The sequence below is a fragment of the Acinetobacter sp. ANC_7635 genome (assembly GCF_056779945.1).
The window spans coordinates 235,554-252,759 of sequence record NZ_JBWYIS010000002.1 but is presented as its reverse complement, the minus strand read 5'-3'; the positions used below and the strand labels follow the sequence as shown (position 1 = coordinate 252,759).

Genomic DNA, 17,206 nt, shown 5'->3' with positions numbered 1-17,206 from the left:
TTCTTTCCCGCAAAAAAATAGGTGCTTAAAGCACCTATTTTTTTATCTTTTACCCATTGAGCGACGTGTACCACGTGGCGGCATCCATGTGCGATCAGCATAGCGCTGAGGCTTTGGACGTAGATCTTCGATTTCTTCATCAGCTTGCTTTGCGTCATTCACTTGCTTGATAGGAAATGGAAGATTCACTACAGGCTTCTTTTTGGGAGAATTTTCCGAACTCATTTGAGACCACTCATTTCAATCTAACGCTATTGTACGGAAATTTGTTTTTTTATGCGACCCACGTTGTTTAATATGGATATGTATCATTGCATTAAAATTCGATGAATTTCGTGATTTTTTGCTAATTTGCCTAGATATTGGACGACTAAAACATTCAATTTAAGCTAAGATAGTGTGCTTTTTATTTTTTAATCCCTATAAGAAGGAATACTGCCGTGGACGTACGTCTCTCTGATCGTGTCAATGCCATCAAACCGTCCCCAACGCTTGCTGTGACCAATAAAGCTGCAGAACTTAAAGCTGCTGGTAAAAACGTTATTGGTTTAGGTGCAGGTGAACCGGATTTCGATACACCACAACACATCAAAGATGCAGCAATTGCAGCGATTAACAACGGTTTTACTAAATACACCGCAGTTGACGGTACGCCAGGTCTTAAAAAAGCAATTATCGCTAAATTAAAACGTGATAATAACCTTGATTATGCTGCTAACCAGATTCTCGTTTCTTGTGGCGGTAAGCAATCATTCTTTAACCTTGCGCTTGCATTGTTAAATAAAGGCGATGAAGTAATCATCCCTGCTCCATTCTGGGTAAGCTATCCAGATATGGTGATCATCGCAGAAGGTGTGCCAGTTATTGTTAAATGTGGTGAAGAACAACGTTTCAAAATCACACCAGCTCAATTAGAAGCTGCAATTACTGATAAAACTCGCCTAGTTGTTTTAAACAGCCCTTCTAACCCAACAGGTATGATTTATACCAAAGAAGAATTAGAAGCATTAGCTGAAGTTCTCCGTAAATATCCTGAAGTATATGTTGCTTCTGATGATATGTACGAACCAATTCGTTGGGACGACGAGTTTTATAACATTGCTACAGTTGCACCAGATCTTTACGATCGCGTAATCGTTCTCAACGGTGTATCTAAAGCATATGCAATGACAGGTTGGCGTATCGGCTATGCAGCAGGTCCTGCTAAATTAATCGGCGCAATGAAGAAAATTCAATCACAATCTACTTCTAACCCAACTTCAATTTCGCAAGTTGCGGCAGAAGCTGCATTGAATGGTCCTCAAGATGTACTTAAACCAATGATTGAAGCTTTCAAACGCCGTCATGATTTGGTTGTTAATGGCTTGAATGATATCAAAGGCATTACATGCTTACCTGCTGACGGTGCATTCTATGCTTATGCAAACATTCGTCCATTGATCCGTGCAAAAGGTTTAAAATCTTGCACAGAATTCTCTGCATGGTTATTGGAAGAAACTGGTGTTGCGGTTGTTCCTGGTGATGCATTCGGTTTAGGCGGTTATATGCGTATTTCATATGCAACAGCAGATGAAGTATTGGTTGATGCGCTTGCACGTATCAAAAAAGCAGCTGACTCAATCGAAGGCGTAGATGCAGCAATTGCTTCTATCGCAGCTGAAAAATAATCTGATAAATTAATCAGATCAAAAACCCGCGATTTTCGCGGGTTTTTTTTTATTAAATCTAAACCCCTTCATGCACCTACATAACCCAATACGCAACATAAAACCTTTTGGTTAATACGCTCTCTCACTGAAGCGAAAAAAGTGTGCTTTTAGGATTGGATAAAAGTCAGAGATTTTTTAAAAAGCAACTCAAACATGATCCAACAGTGATCCAAATAGAATATTGAAAATATTGAAATTTAAACACTATTCATAGTATCGATAGCTCATTCTGAAAGATCATATTTATCACTGAAAAATCCCATTTATAGATATGCTTTGCACCATCATATAGAAGATAAAACCGATCTAAGCAACCACAATATAGGATTTAATTAATAAAAAAAAACTTCTAGAAACACCAATTCACCCTACTAAAGAAGATAAAATGACACAGGCTAACTTGGACTATATTTAAAAAAAATCAATTCATTCAACAATTTCAGATTTGACTTGTGAAAATTTGCCTAAACTGCAAGCTGTTTATTAAACAAATGCTTTGAAGGACGAGAACAACTTAGGCATTCAACATAATATTTAAGTGGTGACTTTAATAAAATCTCGCTCACCGCATTCGACTCATTTACCCAAGCAAACGATTTATTCGTGCCAAGAATGGCATTCCCTTTTATGGAGTAGATATAGAGTTTATTTATGTTAAGTGTTAAGTCATTTGCTGCCAAATATTGTTCAAGCGTGCATGATTGATCGTAATCAACAGACCATTTTTCAGAAAACCACAGCTGTAATAGCTCACCCAAAACCAGATGATGTTTTTTAAAAGGAAATACATCAATTACCGCGCCCTCGACTTCAATGAAATAAGAACTAGGCGAATTCAAGATAGACAGGTAATTTTGTTTATAGAACTCAAGATTAGAAAAGATCTGAGAAATGGTAAGCGTATTCATTCGCTTTCTCCTATTTTAGCCATTTAGTGCTGGCAAGTTGGTATAAATCCACACTGCTTAAAACTCTGTTTCAAGCGCTCTGTTGTTAAATAAATCTAACAAGCTCATTCTAAATTGGCAAGTAAATTTAAAAAAAACATTTTATTTGAGCAAATAAACAACATGCGGCTCAAAAGTGACAATTGTATGGCAATTTACACTTGACCCAATCTTAAATCCCCTTATAATCGCATTCAGATTCTCCAATAGCTCAGTCGGTAGAGCGACGGACTGTTAATCCGCAGGTCCCTGGTTCGAGCCCAGGTTGGAGAGCCAAATACAAAAAAGCCCAAGCGTTTAAGACTTGGGCTTTTTTTTATGCCAAAAAAATCCCCCACTTGGGAGGATTTTCTCAACCATATTTTAAGCTGCTTTTGCTGGAACTCCACTGTGAAAACGGAAGGTTTCATCAGGTGTTAAGATGAGTTGCTTTTCAACTTCACGAATGTGCTCTATACGACTTTGAATATCCTCCTCAGGATCTTTCAATTTCGCAGTTTTAGCCACATCCAGAGCTAGAGCCAAATAATCCTCATAATGGCGTGATTCAGATTTTAGTAAGTAGCGATAATAGCGCCCTAATTCCTCATCGACTCTAGGCGCTAATGCATAAAAACGTTCACATGAGCGTGCTTCCACAAACGCACCAATAATTAAAACATCAATTAGCGCTTCTGGTTCATACGTCCGAATTTCTTTGCGTAAGCCACCCGCATAACGCCCAGCACTTAAACCGACCCATTGCTGCCCGCGCTTGTTCATAAACTCTAAAACCTGCTCATAATGCAGCATTTCCTCACGCACTAATTGAGCGAGCTTAACTTGTAAATCTACAAAAAAGCTGTATCTAAACATGAGATTCATGGCTGTACTGGCTGCTTTCTTTTCACAGTTCGCATGATCTTGCATCAAAATATCAAGATTATTTACAGCCTCATCTAACCAAGCTTGTGGAGTTTCGCAACCAAGGAAGCTTATGACAGGCTTCATTAATTCATCATAATCAATATTTGACATAGTACTCATCAATCTTATCGTGCAGCTTTGATTGCTGCTTTCATATCTTGAACTGCTTGCGTAAGTCCTTTGAAAACAGCATCGGCAATCAGAGAATGTCCAATATTCAATTCGTGTATTTGAGGAATTGCTGCAATAGGAGCAACATTGTCAAGATTAAGTCCATGCCCAGCATTTACGACCAAACCTTTAGCAGCAGCGTATTCTGTTCCACGGATAATACGTTGTAACTCTACCTGCTGTGCTTCTTCTGTTTCAGCATCTGCATAAGCACCTGTATGAATCTCAATAGTTGGCGCACCACAGGCAATTGCAGCATCAATTTGTTCAATATCAGCATCGATAAATAACGATACATCACATCCAATCGCTGCTAATTCCTGTGTAGCAGACTTAACAGCCTCAAAATTACCAACAACATCTAAGCCACCTTCGGTCGTGACTTCTTGACGCTTTTCAGGCACAAAACACACGTGATGCGGCTTTATTTCTTTAGCAAATGCCACCATCTCATCTGTCACTGCCATTTCAAGGTTCATGCGTGTTTTAAGTACAGGGCGCATGCGACGGACATCATCATCATGAATATGACGACGATCCTCACGTAAATGCAATGTAATGCCTTCAGCCCCAGCCTCTTCACAAATTAGTGCTGCCTGTACTGGATCCGGATAGCGTGTGCCTCGAGCCTGTCTTAGAGTTGCAACATGATCAATGTTCACACCAAGCAATGCAGCCATAACATTTTCCTAATTTGATTTTGATTGAGCGTTTTGAATCCACAATTGACGACTTTTTAGTGGGCGATCACCCAATAATGAAGTAATCATTTGACGATATAATTTATTCAGTAATTGTAACTGTTCAGCGTTGAAATCTGTACCATTTTCATAATTTAACATGCTTCGAATTTGCTCACCTGTCAATGTAGCAGCGCTTAAATAATGAACTGGTACGAATCCTTCATTTAATTGAAATTGATATTTTTGTGAAGTTAATATTTCATTTTGGTGTGCATCTATCGAGTAATCAATCGCATAACCAAGCTCTTCTAGAAGTACGTATTCAAATTGACGAAGAATTTGCTTCAAGAATTCGTTAGGATTTGAATGTTGAGCTAATTTTTGTAAACTTTCTAATGTCTTGTGGTACTGTGCAAAAGTATCTGGCATTGCCTCTTCTAATGGACATAATCTCAATAAGATTTCATTTAAATAAAATCCTGAAAAGAATGCATCTCCATGAAAAAAAATAGGATGATTAACAATTTCTAATTTTGTGAAATTTTTTAATTCAGACTTACCTGTCGCTTGGAGTGCGATAGGCTGATATTGCGGTGGTGGAGGTTGTCTTAGTATGCCGTCAACTCGTCCATACTCTTCAGTGAATAAATGGACAATATGACTCCGCTCTCGATACTTTCGATGATGGATTAAGTATCCATGCAAAAGTTCATTTCGCATCGACTAATCTTATTATTTATCTTTCTTTAGTTCTTTTTCATCATCGTCATCACCATCGGGAATAACAGCCCCAACTACTGCTGCAGTACCTTTGACGACTCCTTTGGTGGTTTTATACGCAACTTTTACAGGAACTGTGACAACTTTATGAATGCAACCTTGTAAAACCAAAGCACATACAATTATCGCAACCATCTTCATCATCATCAGCTCCTATAACCGTTTAATCCTTAGATATCACTATATCCTAGGCTTTTTAATGCACGCTCATCATCAGACCAACCGCCTTTGACTTTAACCCAAAGGGTGAGCATGATCTTTTCTTCGAACATTTTTTCCATATCAGCACGTGCATCCATACCAATTTTTTTCAATTTTGATCCTTTTTCACCGATGACAATAGCTTTTTGCCCAGGGCGATCAACAAAAATCGTAGCATCAATATAGGTACAAGCGGGCTTCAGACGACCAGTTTTCTCATTTAGAGTCGCTTCTTCTGTTTTAAACGATTCAATTTGAACCGTTAAATCATATGGAAGCTCTTCACCCAGTTGACGCATGATTTTTTCACGAATAATTTCAGAAGCTAAGAAGCGTTCAGAACGATCTGTGAGTTGATCTAGTGCATACAATGGTGGTTGAAACGGTAAGTATTTTTCGATCGTATCACGAAGATGATCAAGGTTAGCGCCACGCAATGCCGATACCGGAACGATCTCAGCAAAATTCATTAATTTAGTACGTTCTTGAATTAGTGGTAATGCCTGATTTTTATTCTCAAATGTGTCCAATTTATTAATGACCAAGATGACAGGCATTTCGGCATTTTTGAGCTTCTCAAGGACTAATTCATCATTTTGAGTCCATTTGTCAGCGTCTACAACAAACAGTACAAGATTTACATCACGCAAGGCTGAATGAGCTGCACGATTCATCATTTTATTGATAGCACGGACTTCTTTCTTATGCATTCCAGGGGTGTCAACAAATACTGCCTGAGATTTCTCACGCGTATCAATACCCACAATCTTGTGTCGAGTTGTTTGAGGCTTACGAGACGTAATCGAAAGCTTCTGACCCAAAATATGGTTCATTAATGTAGATTTACCTACATTCGGACGACCTACAATTGCTACAAAGCCACTTTTGTAGTCTGAGGGAATTGTAGTACCTTGAGAACTAAAAAATTGATTGATTAAATCATTGCCGCTGTCTTGCGACTCGTGATCAGCATCGATGTGATCGGAATGAGTAGTCATGAAGACTTTTGCTCCAAAAATTTTAAAATTTCCGCCGCTACTGCTTGCTCAGCAAAACGACGACTTGAACCCTCACCCATACATTTTGGCAAGCCTTCAACCATACATTCCACTTTAAAATGTTGGTTGGGTGCATCACCCTGAATATCAACAACCTCATACACTGGGAGAGGTTTTTTACGAGCTTGAAGATACTCTTGTAAACGGGACTTAGGATCTTTCAATTGATCTGTTGGTTCAATATGATCTAAATAAGGTTCATACCATTTCAACACAATTGATTCTAACAACTTTAAATCTTGGCTATCAGTATAGATTGCACCAATAATCGCTTCGACTGTGTCAGCGAGTATCGACTCTCTATGATGACCACCAGATTTTAATTCACCAGTACTGAGTATTAAACTCTGACTAAGTTTCAAATCTGTTGCAATTTTGCCTAACGCTTCTTGTCGAACCAAAGTAGCTCGCATACGCGTCAGACGACCTTCGTTTTCATGTGGATAAGCATGATAAAGGTAATTGGCAATAATCATACCTAACAATGAATCGCCTAGAAACTCTAGGCGTTCATAGTTATGTTTATGGCTAACCGATCGGTGTGTCAATGCAAGTTGAAGTAATTCAATTTTCTTAAACTGATAACCGATGCGACTCAGTAAGCGAGAATCACTTACTTTGAACTGACCTTTGATCAAAACTTTTCTCGAATGTGAGGACTAAATCAATATTAAATAAGAATGGCTTTCTTACTTCATATTTCTTTGTCACTTGTAAACCTTGTTTAGATTTGACAGTCGCAATATCTTTGAACTCAATGTCACGGATATTGTTCATGCTAAATTTCTGCCCCATTGTTGAAGCAAACTGTTGTGGTGTTGTCGCCTTTGAGCTGATTGCAACTTGTTCTTCAATCAATTGATTGATTAGTCGGTCATCCCAATAAGGCTGCCACAATGCTACGAGCACTTTAAGTCCAAATGCCGCAACAATTACCCCTAATAAAATCGCTGTATACGATGCACCACGTTGAGTGTTACGCATTTTTTATTATCCATATATTTGAAGATTACTGAATTTGACCATTACGACTGAATGATGGCAACTTCAAACCAGCTTCTTTATGCATCCATACATAAATTGCTTGTCCTGTTAAATTTGCCTCAGGTACGAATCCCCAGATTCGACTATCAGCACTCTGATCACGGTTGTCACCCATGGCAAAGTAATATCCTTTCGGAACAGTTACTTCCCAGCTTTGACCATTTGTTCTTACAAAGCGATCATTCGCAGTGGCAACATAAGGAAGATCTTCTTTGGTTTGTGCATAATTGAAATGCGCAATAATCGGGTTTTGACCTTCCAAATTACGAACCAAATACTTATGATCACCTAAAGTTTCATAATGATAAATTGAATTTGGCGTGTCTGAAACATCTTTTTCACGATTAAATTCAGCCGATTCCGTTACAACTTTTTCACCATTGATGGTTAATTGATTATTCTCAAAAACGATATGATCACCAGGTAAACCAATAATACGCTTGATATAGCTAATTGATGGGTTTGGTGGATATCTAAATACCGCCACATCACCACGTTCAGGCTCATTGACATTCAACACTTTGGTGTTACTAATCGGTAAACGAACACCATATTGATATTTGTTCACCAAGATATAATCACCCGTTTCCAATGCTGGAACCATGGATTCAGATGGAATATTATAAGGTTCAAAGAAGAATGAACGCAGCACTAACACGACTGCAAGTACAGGCCAAAAATCATATGCCCATGTAATAATGAAATTTTCATTCCCTTTTCCTTTGGTTGCTCTTTGTTTGAGCACCAATTTATCCAGCAACCATAATCCAAAAAAGATTAGGGTTGCAGGTACGAGAATGAGGTTAAAATCAAAATCCATGGGATATTCCTTGTTGTTATCGCTCTACTTTTAAAACAGCTAAGAAAGCTTCTTGCGGGATCTCTACACTACCCACCTGCTTCATACGTTTCTTACCTTCTTTCTGTTTAGCGAGAAGTTTCTTCTTACGTGAAACGTCACCACCATAACATTTTGCCAATACGTTCTTACGCATTGCTTTTACTGTTGAACGCGCGATAATTTGAGCACCAATCGCAGCTTGAATCGCCACATCAAACATTTGACGAGGAATCAAATCTTTCATTTTTTCTACAAGTGCAATACCACGATGACGCGCATCTTGACGGTGGCAAATCATTGCCAATGCATCAACTTTTTCACCATTGATCAAGACATCTACTTTTACAAGAGAAGAAGACTCAAAACGGATGAAGTTATAATCTAATGATGCAAAACCACGTGAACATGATTTCAATTTATCAAAGAAATCCATCACGACTTCAGCCATTGGTATCTCAAATGTAATGGCTACTTGGTTTGCCATAAACTTCATATCTTTTTGAACACCACGTCGTTCAACACACAACGTCATTACATTGCCAAGATATTCTTGTGGCACAAGGATATTACATTCTGCGATCGGCTCACGAAGGTCTTCTACAGTAGATCCATCTGGCATTTTTGATGGACTGTCGATATAAACTGTCTCACCACTCTTCATGACAGCTTCGTAAATTACAGTCGGTGCCGATGAAATCAGGTCTAGATCATATTCACGCTCTAAACGCTCTTGAACAATCTCCATGTGCAGCATACCCAAGAAACCGCAACGGAAACCAAATCCTAATGCATCTGAACTTTCAGGTTCAAAGAATAATGCTGAATCGTTAATTTGCAGTTTTTGTAATGCTTCACGGAAAGGTTCAAATTCACTCGAATCAATTGGGAATAAACCAGCATATACCTGTGGTTTAACTTTTTTGAACCCAGGTAAAGTTTCTACTTCCGGCGTTGTAGCAAGTGTAATCGTATCACCAACTGGCGCACCAAAAATATCTTTGATACCAGCAATCACAAAGCCGACTTCACCTGCTTCTAAAATATCAGTTTCTGTATGTTTAGGATTGAAAATACCGACAGAGGTAATGATGTGCGTTTGACCTGTTGATTTCATCAACATTTTATCGCCTTTACGCACACGACCTTGCTTAATACGAACTAAGGATACAACACCTAGATAGTTGTCAAACCATGAGTCAATAATTAAAGCTTGAAGCGGCGCTTCACGGTCACCCGTCGGAGCAGGAATGGTATTCACAAGTGTTTCTAAAACACCTTCGATTCCTAATCCAGTTTTAGCTGAACACGTAGGTGCTTCAGTTGCTTCAATTCCGATAATGTCTTCAATTTCTTGAATAACACGCTCTGGTTCAGCTTGAGGTAAATCAATTTTATTAAGTACTGGAAGAACCTCAAGACCTTGCTCAATAGCTGTATAACAGTTTGCAACTGACTGAGCTTCAACACCCTGAGCTGCGTCAACAACTAAAAGTGCACCTTCACAAGCAGCAAGCGAGCGCGAAACCTCATATGAGAAGTCAACGTGCCCAGGTGTATCAATAAAGTTCAGTTGATATTCTTCGCCATTTGGGTGTGTATAATAAAGCGTCACAGATGCAGCTTTAATGGTAATCCCGCGCTCACGCTCAAGCTCCATTGAGTCTAGAACTTGCGCTTGCATTTCGCGATCTTGCAAACCACCACAGGTCTGAATAAAACGGTCAGCTAAAGTTGACTTCCCGTGATCAATGTGAGCAATGATCGAAAAGTTACGTATATTTTTGATATTTACGGATTTTTTAGCTTGCGCCATGGGTTACCTTGAACAATAAATTGCGCTATGCATGAAATAAAAACTACATAGCAAAAGCTGTTTAACAAATTGCGGACGATTATAGCAGATGGATTTTTCAAAGTATTCATAATAATGAACACCATGTGGTGAAATATTTAATTCGTCCGACTCAAGCAATTCTTTAATTAGCGGGTAAAGAATAATCTTGAGTGAAATCCAAAGGATTTAATACCTCAGAAATAGGCTGATAAGCTTGAGTAAATGTTGGCGATAATCGTTTAGGTCTGCCTGTCGCAATCTCTACACAGGCCCATTTGGTATTTCCCAGAAATAATAATGATTGGTCTGAAGGTCTAAAAAAAGCGTACTGACGGAATGAATACATCGCATTCAAATCATTAAGCCAAGTTCTTAAAATAATTTCATCATTTTCAAAACACGCCTTTCTGTAATTCATGTGATGCTCAACTGCAACCATGGCATGTTTGAGTTCTAGATATTGCTCAACCCCCAAACCCAGTTGTTCGATATGTGCTGTTGCAACATCTTGCATCCATTTTACATACACCACATTATTCACATGACCTAAAATATCAATGTCTTGTGCTGTTGCTTTTATTTTAAGGTCAAAGATTGTACTCACTGTATTCCCTTGTATTGCGTATTCATCATCAACATTCGAAAAGAGTTTAATATAATTTTAGGGTTAAATAAAAAAGACCTTGCTGTCGCAAGGCCTTTTATTCAATTTATGTTTATTTGATTCTTAATCCGATCATGGCATTTCGCCCTTCACGGATGATACCCACTCGTGCAACTGTATTCGTTTTAAGATTAGCCACCGCTTCCACAAAATCTTGTGTTGTACTTACATTCTTACCATTAATCGAGGTGATCACATCACCAGCCATAATACGAGATTGTGCCGCCAAACCTCCGCGTACAACCTCTTGAATGTAGACACCACCTTTAACACCAAGGCGTGTTTTTTCAACAGGTGCAAGTTCGCGTATCGCAACACCTAATGTAGGTCCGCGTTTTTTAGCTTCACTTACATTTTGCGCTTGTGCAGGTGTTTCATCTGGTGCTGATGCAAGTGTTGCTGAAATCGTACGTACACGTTCATCGCGCAAGATTTCTAACTGAATTTTTTGATTTGGCTGTGTTCTATTTAAGTAATTTAATAGCTCACTCGTTCTTGAAATTGCAGTTCCGTTGTATTTCAAAATAATATCATTTTGCTTTAAGCCAGCGCGCTCTGCTGGGGAATTTGGCGCAATTTCTGTAATTAAAGCACCTTCAGGTTTTGGTAATTTATAAGCTTCTGCGAGGTTACGATCAATCTCTTGTAATTGAACACCAAGATATGAGCGACTGACTTTACCATTTTTCTTTAATTGATCCGCCACATCCATCGCCACATCGATTGGAATGGAGAATGACAATCCCATATATCCGCCAGTACCACTGAAAATACGAGAATTCACACCAATCACTTGACCTTGTTGATTAAACAATGGTCCCCCAGAGTTACCAGGGTTTAATGCGACATCGGTTTGAATAAACGGAACTGATGTTTCACCCAACATATTTCTTGATTTGGCACTGACAATCCCTGCAGAGGCCGAGTATTCAAAACCAAACGGTGAGCCAATGGCGAGAACAGGTTCCCCAACTCTTAATTGGTCGATATTCCCAGTCGAAAGTGCTGGGTAGTTCGTACCTTCAACTTTCAGTAATGCCACATCAGTACGTTCATCACTACCAATAACTTTGGCATCAATCTCGCGACGATCATTTAACATGATGGTGATTTGTGAAGCATTTTCTACAACATGATGGTTGGTAATCAGGTAACCATCACGGCTAATAAAAAATGCACTTCCAAAACCCGTTTTCTCTTGAGGAGCTTGGCGCTGCGGAATAATAATTTGATTGCCGAAGAATCGTTTCAGTAGTTCAGGTACTTGTTGTTGAAGAATTTCTTCTTGTGTCATTTTCTTAACAACATTCACGCTGACGACACCCGGACTTACTCGCTCTACAAGATTTGAAAAGTCAACAGTAGCCGCCGCTTGAGTTTGCACTGCCGCAGTAAAGACTGCAGCAAAAAGTCCTGATGCTATAACGCGATTTTTCATGTTAAGTGAACTCTCATTTATGATTCTTGGATAAAATAATTTTTAGCACAATCAAAATTCTCTGTGCGTAAATAAATGTTTCTATATTAATAGAAAACAATACTTTACTTAAAATATGATTAAAAACTATTAGTTCAAGTGCATAAAAAAAAATTTGATCAATCAAACTCTTGAATTTTGCTTTGAAAAAGAGCCATATTAACGCACTTTTAAAATTCAGTTTGCGAATGGAAATGCCGAAAAATACAAGTACGCATCAATTTGATGTGATTATTGTGGGCAGTGGCGGTGCGGGTTTAAGTCTAGCACTCTCATTACCTGATCATTTTAATATCGCAGTGTTAGCAAAATCTCATTTGAAAGATGCCAGCACGTATTATGCACAAGGAGGCGTTGCAGCTGTTCTTGATGAGGCTGATTCTATTCAACAACATATTGATGACACGCTAAATGCAGGTGCTTATCTCTGTGAAAAACAAGCTGTTCAACACACGGTTGAAGGAGGAAAACCCTCTGTTGATTTTTTACTGAAACAAGGTGTTAAATTCACACTAGATGATGAAGATAACTTGCATCTCACACGTGAAGGTGGGCATTCTCAGCGCCGCATTATTCATTCCGCAGATGCAACAGGGAAAGCAATTTCAACCACTTTAGTTGAACGGGCACAAGAAAAAAACAATATTCACATCTTTGAAAATTACATTGCGATTGACCTCATTACAGCGCATAAGCTGGGGCATTTGAATCAGGAAAATCGTGCTTTAGGCTTATATGCTTTAGATGAGCAAACCGAGCAAGTGCATACTTTCTTAGCACCATTTACTGCACTGGCATGTGGCGGTGCCATGAAAGCATATTTATATACCTCTAACCCTGATATCGCTACAGGCGATGGTATTGCAATGGCATATCGTGCTGGATGCCGCGTCGCCAATATGGAATTTAATCAATTCCACCCAACCTGTTTATATCATCCTCAAGCACGTTCCTTCTTAATTACTGAAGCAATGCGTGGTGAAGGCGCTTATCTTCGTTTACCTGACGGCGAACGCTTCATGCTTCGTTTCGATGAACGTGCAGAGTTAGCACCACGTGATATTGTAGCTCGAGCTATCGACTACGAAATTAAAAGATTGGGTATACGACATGTATGGCTAGATATTACCCACAAAACCCCTGAGTTCATTAAAGAGCACTTCCCCACGTTGTATGCTCGCCTACTCGAGCTGGGTATTGATATTACCAAAGATATGATCCCAGTTGTGCCAGCAGCGCACTACACCTGTGGTGGTGTCGTAGTCGATGAACATAGTCAAACGGACATTCAAGGTCTATATGCGATTGGTGAGACGTCTTATACAGGTTTACACGGCGCTAACCGTATGGCAAGTAACTCACTTTTAGAATGTTTTGTATATGGCATGAGTGCAGCAAAGCATATTCAAGATCAACATCAAAATATTATAGATCACTATGAAGTCCCTGAATGGGATGCTTCTCAAGTCATGAATCCTGATGAAGACGTTGTCATTTTACAAAACTGGGATGAGTTACGTCAGACCATGTGGAACTATGTAGGTATTGTACGAACGACCAAACGTTTAGAACGTGCATTACACCGCGTTGAAATGCTGAAACATGAAATCACCGAATATTATCAAGATTATCATGTCAGTAAAAATCTAATTGAGCTTCGTAACCTTGTACTCGTTTCTGAGATGATTATTCGTTGTGCGATGCAAAGAAAAGAATCACGCGGATTACATTACACTTTGGACTATCCTGAGCCTTCGCAAGAATTACGAAAAACCGTACTCACCCCACCAAATTTTGAAGTGGAAACACCTTTAGTTGAGGTTTAAGTTCAAAATAAAAAAGCGAGTTCATACTCGCTTTTTTATGCCCTTTTGGGAGGAATTGAGTAAGTCCCAGTAACGTGCGCTATCGGCTCATCATCCCCAACAGAGTACAAGTAAACCTCTCCGACAACTAGAGCTTTGCCAACTTTCATTAATTTACAAACACCCTTGATGTCACAACCACCTTTGGGTTTTCTAAGAAAGTTAATATTCATATTGGTTGTCACTGTAAGACCTACAATACCAATTTCTCCCAGTATTGCGATATACAACCCATAATCGGCAGCTGTCATCATGGTCGGACCTGAAACTGTCCCTCCAGGTCTTAAATCATTTTCATCAACATGATAAATGACTGTAGCACCACGTGGCTCTACTGACACTATTTCACATTTTTGGAGACTTTGTGGAAATTCGGTTTGTAGGAATTTGAGTATTTCTTCTTTATTACTGATCATATTGAGTCTAATCATTCTTCCATAAACAATGACTCAATATAAATCATATTTGCATCTTTTAATTAGCATTTATGCTCAGCTTTCCATGAACTAATTCGTTCAATTGCATCATTAAATACTTGCTCAGGACTTCGTGTTGCATCAATACGCTTAACACGATTGGGTTCTAACTGATGTAATTCAGCAAATCCTCCGCGTACTTTTTCAAAAAAAGCTGCTTTTTCTTGTTCAAACCGATCCAATGCTCCACGCGCACGCGCTCGTTGCATTCCGAGTTCAGTCGGAGCATCCAACCAAAATGTCAGGTCAGGCATTTTTAGAACAAAGTTTTGGTTTAAAATCGCTAATTTTTCACGGCTTAACCCACGACCTGCACACTGATACGCGAAACTGCTATCACAAAATCGGTCACATAACACAATCGAACCATTTTCAAGTGCAGGTATTATGACTTGTTGCAAATGTTGCGCTCGAGCTGCGTACATCAATAATAGTTCAGTATCATTACTCATTCTTTCTTCATGATTCACCGTCAGAAGTACGGAACGAATTTGCTCAGCGAGCGGAGTACCACCTGGTTCACGAGTTAGAACAACTTGCTTTGATTGCTCAAGGAAGTAGTCACGAATTTTATGGATCAATGTCGTTTTGCCAACACCTTCTGTGCCTTCAAAGCTAATAAACACGTCTATTTTACCCCTTATTTTTTAGATCGAATCACAGCAAGATATTCTTGAACAGCGCGATTATGGTCATCTAGATTGGTACTGAATTTGTGACCTCCATTTCCAGTCGCCACAAAATAAATATAGTCAGAATGATCTGGATGCATTGCCGCTTCGATCGCTTTATCACTTGGTAATGCGATCGGTGTTGGTGGCAATCCGTAAATCGTATATGTGTTATATGGTGTCGGCGTTCTTAAATCTTTACGGGTAATGTTGCCCGTATATTGATCGCCCATGCCATAAATTACGGTTGGATCAGTTTGTAAACGCATACCTATTTTTAATCGACGAACGAATACGCCCGAGACTTTATCTAACTCATGATCAACATTGGTTTCTTTCTCAATAATTGATGCCATGATGAGCGCTTCATATTTATTTTTATAAGGCAAATCAGAAGCTCGATTTTCCCAGGCTTTATCTAGTGCCTTCATCTGATGTTGATACAAATCAGTTAAAATTTTACGATCTGTTTCACCCTTCGCAAAAAAATAAGTATTAGGCGCAAATAAACCTTCTGGATGTGAAAATGGAATATTCAATTCCTTTAATATTTCTGCATCACTCAAATGAACCAGCTCTTTCGTCACCAATTCATCATTTTTGAGTGCATTTTTTAACTGCTTAAATGTTGTCCCCTCAATGACCAAAATTCGATTCAGTTGTGCATTTTCAGAATTCGAAATCATGTCTAGAACTTGACGGACACTCATTCCCTCTTTAACTTCATAAACTCCAGCTTTCATGCTGTCATGAATCATCAATCGTTGATAAATCTTTAAAATAATGGGAAATGAAACTTGTTTATTTTGAGCTAAACGATCAATAAATTGTGAGTAAGTATCACCATGATTAATCGCGAGCATTTGCTTTTTACCCTCTACAGGATAATCCTTCCATAGACTTGTAGATAGAATCATGGTTGCAAGCAACATTAGGCCTGCAATAATGAGTAAAAGCGCTTTAGGTTTAAAGGATGTCTTGCTGTTCTTTTTCTTTGTTGATTTCTGAGGAGAGGACATAAGCTTTAAATCTGATTAAGTTGAAGGTGGTGAAAAAGATCAATACACGCTTGTGTATCTAATCGACGATCATCAAGGCAAGAGGCGATTTTCATTGGGTGGAGCGCATTACAATAAAATACACTTTGAATGTGAGGAAGCTCATTCAAATCAATTACTCTTTTTTGGAACGTTATACCATAATGATTCATGCGCTCCAAAATTTCAGCACGCATCACCCCATGAACGCCATTATAACGAAGTTCAGGGCAAATCCACGTATCATTCAATCGTATAAAGCAGTTGCTGCTGATTCCTTCAACAATATAGCCTTGCACATCTGTAACTAAGGCTTCTTGAAAACCCTTCTCATCAGCTTCCTGCTTTAGTAACACTTGTTCTAACCGATTCAGTGATTTAATTCCCACCAATTGTGGCATGGTTAAACCCATCGCTCGCTCAAGTAAACCACTCACAATGACTTCATAGTGATGATCAGTCACGTTTTGCGGATAATAATACAACCAAAGATCTGCTGAATGATGAGGTAAACTGTATCCTCGTTGCCCCTCGCCTCGACTCAGTACAATTTTAATGGTCCCGTTTAATTGATCATACTTTTGCTGTAAATACTGGATAGACTCAGAAATATAGTCAAGATTAGCTTTAAGTGACAATCGCTCAATGGCGGTATTCAATCTTTTTAAATGACGTTCAAATAATTCAATTTTATTATTTCGAATTCTCGCCGTGGTAAAACAGCCATCTCCATAATGGAAGCCTCGATCAAAAATAGATATTGCATCCATTGGCTTGGCATTTTTTAAACAGATCATTTCAAGCAACCTCATTCCGTTCTCATAGTGTAAAAAGTCACTCAC

19 protein-coding genes and 1 tRNA gene are annotated in these 17,206 nt (G+C 38.8%); 3 read left to right on the top strand and 17 right to left on the bottom strand.

All coding sequences use genetic code 11. From position 1 onward, the window contains the following. Positions 1-42: 42 nt before the first annotated feature. Positions 43-225: a hypothetical protein gene (locus tag AC1M89_RS05165; protein WP_179997905.1), complete on the bottom strand. Its 183-nt coding sequence runs from the start codon at positions 223-225 to the stop codon at positions 43-45. A gap of 215 nt (positions 226-440) precedes the next feature. On the opposite strand from AC1M89_RS05165, the gene AC1M89_RS05160 reads away from it, so the two are divergent. Continuing rightward, a complete protein-coding gene (locus AC1M89_RS05160; RefSeq protein ID WP_035265512.1) occupies positions 441-1,667 on the top strand; it encodes a pyridoxal phosphate-dependent aminotransferase in 1,227 nt (408 codons plus the stop codon). 506 nt (positions 1,668-2,173) lie between these two features. Here the strand turns inward: AC1M89_RS05160 and AC1M89_RS05155 are convergent. Continuing rightward, the gene (locus tag AC1M89_RS05155) at positions 2,174-2,617 is read right to left on the bottom strand and encodes a hypothetical protein (protein WP_481614004.1); all 444 of its coding nucleotides are present in this window, start codon (positions 2,615-2,617) and stop codon (positions 2,174-2,176) included. Positions 2,618-2,856: 239 nt separating this feature from the next. Between AC1M89_RS05155 and AC1M89_RS05150 the strand changes: the two genes are divergently transcribed. Continuing rightward, a tRNA-Asn gene (locus AC1M89_RS05150) sits at positions 2,857-2,932 on the top strand. Between the two features lie 87 nt (positions 2,933-3,019). Here AC1M89_RS05150 and AC1M89_RS05145 read toward each other — a convergent pair. From AC1M89_RS05145 to AC1M89_RS05095, 11 genes are all read right to left on the bottom strand, one after another. Beyond that, complete coding sequence (locus tag AC1M89_RS05145; RefSeq protein WP_180028430.1) at positions 3,020-3,673, bottom strand: MiaE family protein; 654 nt, start codon at positions 3,671-3,673, stop codon at positions 3,020-3,022. 14 nt (positions 3,674-3,687) lie between these two features. Continuing rightward, positions 3,688-4,413 carry a pyridoxine 5'-phosphate synthase gene (pdxJ, locus tag AC1M89_RS05140; protein WP_035267175.1) on the bottom strand — a complete coding sequence of 242 codons (726 nt, stop codon included), beginning with the start codon at positions 4,411-4,413 and terminating at the stop codon, positions 3,688-3,690. 9 nt (positions 4,414-4,422) lie between these two features. After that, positions 4,423-5,136, bottom strand: a complete 714-nt coding sequence (gene recO / locus AC1M89_RS05135; RefSeq protein ID WP_481614003.1) for a DNA repair protein RecO — start codon at positions 5,134-5,136, stop codon at positions 4,423-4,425. Positions 5,137-5,148: 12 nt separating this feature from the next. After that, complete coding sequence (locus AC1M89_RS05130; protein WP_180028433.1) at positions 5,149-5,340, bottom strand: NF038104 family lipoprotein; 192 nt, start codon at positions 5,338-5,340, stop codon at positions 5,149-5,151. 26 nt (positions 5,341-5,366) lie between these two features. Beyond that, the gene (gene era / locus AC1M89_RS05125; RefSeq protein ID WP_481614002.1) at positions 5,367-6,395 is read right to left on the bottom strand and encodes a GTPase Era; all 1,029 of its coding nucleotides are present in this window, start codon (positions 6,393-6,395) and stop codon (positions 5,367-5,369) included. Further along, the gene (gene rnc, locus AC1M89_RS05120; protein ID WP_035267179.1) at positions 6,392-7,093 is read right to left on the bottom strand and encodes a ribonuclease III; all 702 of its coding nucleotides are present in this window, start codon (positions 7,091-7,093) and stop codon (positions 6,392-6,394) included. The genes era and rnc overlap by 4 nt, the downstream gene beginning before the upstream one ends. Continuing rightward, positions 7,065-7,439, bottom strand: coding sequence for a DUF4845 domain-containing protein (locus AC1M89_RS05115; RefSeq protein ID WP_035267180.1), 375 nt, complete (start codon positions 7,437-7,439; stop codon positions 7,065-7,067). Before AC1M89_RS05115 ends, rnc begins: the two co-directional genes overlap by 29 nt. Before the next feature lie 25 nt (positions 7,440-7,464). Next, positions 7,465-8,319 (bottom strand): signal peptidase I, encoded by an 855-nt coding sequence (lepB, locus tag AC1M89_RS05110; RefSeq protein WP_481614001.1) that lies wholly within the window; start codon positions 8,317-8,319, stop codon positions 7,465-7,467. Between the two features lie 16 nt (positions 8,320-8,335). After that, on the bottom strand, positions 8,336-10,153 hold the full coding sequence (gene lepA / locus AC1M89_RS05105) for a translation elongation factor 4 (RefSeq protein ID WP_035267184.1): 1,818 nt from the start codon (positions 10,151-10,153) through the stop codon (positions 8,336-8,338). Positions 10,154-10,316: 163 nt separating this feature from the next. After that, the gene (locus tag AC1M89_RS05100) at positions 10,317-10,778 is read right to left on the bottom strand and encodes an acyl-CoA thioesterase (protein WP_481614000.1); all 462 of its coding nucleotides are present in this window, start codon (positions 10,776-10,778) and stop codon (positions 10,317-10,319) included. A gap of 112 nt (positions 10,779-10,890) precedes the next feature. After that, positions 10,891-12,276, bottom strand: coding sequence for a Do family serine endopeptidase (locus AC1M89_RS05095; RefSeq protein WP_481591417.1), 1,386 nt, complete (start codon positions 12,274-12,276; stop codon positions 10,891-10,893). 233 nt (positions 12,277-12,509) lie between these two features. Between AC1M89_RS05095 and nadB the strand changes: the two genes are divergently transcribed. Then, complete coding sequence (gene nadB / locus AC1M89_RS05090; RefSeq protein ID WP_481613999.1) at positions 12,510-14,141, top strand: L-aspartate oxidase; 1,632 nt, start codon at positions 12,510-12,512, stop codon at positions 14,139-14,141. Between the two features lie 35 nt (positions 14,142-14,176). On the opposite strand, the gene AC1M89_RS05085 is transcribed toward nadB, so the two are convergent. The 4 genes from AC1M89_RS05085 to pabC form a co-directional block, all read right to left on the bottom strand. After that, positions 14,177-14,596 carry a PaaI family thioesterase gene (locus AC1M89_RS05085; protein ID WP_092767063.1) on the bottom strand — a complete coding sequence of 140 codons (420 nt, stop codon included), beginning with the start codon at positions 14,594-14,596 and terminating at the stop codon, positions 14,177-14,179. Between the two features lie 62 nt (positions 14,597-14,658). After that, entirely contained in the window at positions 14,659-15,282 is a 624-nt protein-coding gene (gene tmk / locus AC1M89_RS05080) for a dTMP kinase (protein WP_481613998.1), read from the bottom strand. 14 nt (positions 15,283-15,296) lie between these two features. Further along, a complete protein-coding gene (gene mltG, locus AC1M89_RS05075) occupies positions 15,297-16,346 on the bottom strand; it encodes an endolytic transglycosylase MltG (protein ID WP_481595968.1) in 1,050 nt (349 codons plus the stop codon). 5 nt (positions 16,347-16,351) lie between these two features. Continuing rightward, positions 16,352-17,161 (bottom strand): aminodeoxychorismate lyase, encoded by an 810-nt coding sequence (pabC, locus tag AC1M89_RS05070; RefSeq protein ID WP_481614023.1) that lies wholly within the window; start codon positions 17,159-17,161, stop codon positions 16,352-16,354. Positions 17,162-17,206: the final 45 nt, after the last annotated feature.

What these genes read in the sequence shown, in the direction of transcription:
- AC1M89_RS05165 (WP_179997905.1), bottom strand. Translation starts at nt 225, where the DNA reads ATGAGTTCGGAAAATTCTCCCAAAAAGAAGCCTGTAGTGAATCTTCCA.
- AC1M89_RS05155 (WP_481614004.1), bottom strand. Translation starts at nt 2,617, where the DNA reads ATGAATACGCTTACCATTTCTCAGATCTTTTCTAATCTTGAGTTCTAT.
- AC1M89_RS05145 (WP_180028430.1), bottom strand. Translation starts at nt 3,673, where the DNA reads ATGTCAAATATTGATTATGATGAATTAATGAAGCCTGTCATAAGCTTC.
- pdxJ (WP_035267175.1), bottom strand. Translation starts at nt 4,413, where the DNA reads ATGGCTGCATTGCTTGGTGTGAACATTGATCATGTTGCAACTCTAAGA.
- recO (WP_481614003.1), bottom strand. Translation starts at nt 5,136, where the DNA reads ATGCGAAATGAACTTTTGCATGGATACTTAATCCATCATCGAAAGTAT.
- AC1M89_RS05130 (WP_180028433.1), bottom strand. Translation starts at nt 5,340, where the DNA reads ATGATGAAGATGGTTGCGATAATTGTATGTGCTTTGGTTTTACAAGGT.
- era (WP_481614002.1), bottom strand. Translation starts at nt 6,395, where the DNA reads ATGACTACTCATTCCGATCACATCGATGCTGATCACGAGTCGCAAGAC.
- AC1M89_RS05115 (WP_035267180.1), bottom strand. Translation starts at nt 7,439, where the DNA reads ATGCGTAACACTCAACGTGGTGCATCGTATACAGCGATTTTATTAGGG.
- lepB (WP_481614001.1), bottom strand. Translation starts at nt 8,319, where the DNA reads ATGGATTTTGATTTTAACCTCATTCTCGTACCTGCAACCCTAATCTTT.
- lepA (WP_035267184.1), bottom strand. Translation starts at nt 10,153, where the DNA reads ATGGCGCAAGCTAAAAAATCCGTAAATATCAAAAATATACGTAACTTT.
- AC1M89_RS05095 (WP_481591417.1), bottom strand. Translation starts at nt 12,276, where the DNA reads ATGAAAAATCGCGTTATAGCATCAGGACTTTTTGCTGCAGTCTTTACT.
- nadB (WP_481613999.1), top strand. Translation starts at nt 12,510, where the DNA reads ATGCCGAAAAATACAAGTACGCATCAATTTGATGTGATTATTGTGGGC.
- AC1M89_RS05085 (WP_092767063.1), bottom strand. Translation starts at nt 14,596, where the DNA reads ATGATCAGTAATAAAGAAGAAATACTCAAATTCCTACAAACCGAATTT.
- mltG (WP_481595968.1), bottom strand. Translation starts at nt 16,346, where the DNA reads ATGTCCTCTCCTCAGAAATCAACAAAGAAAAAGAACAGCAAGACATCC.
- pabC (WP_481614023.1), bottom strand. Translation starts at nt 17,161, where the DNA reads ATGATCTGTTTAAAAAATGCCAAGCCAATGGATGCAATATCTATTTTT.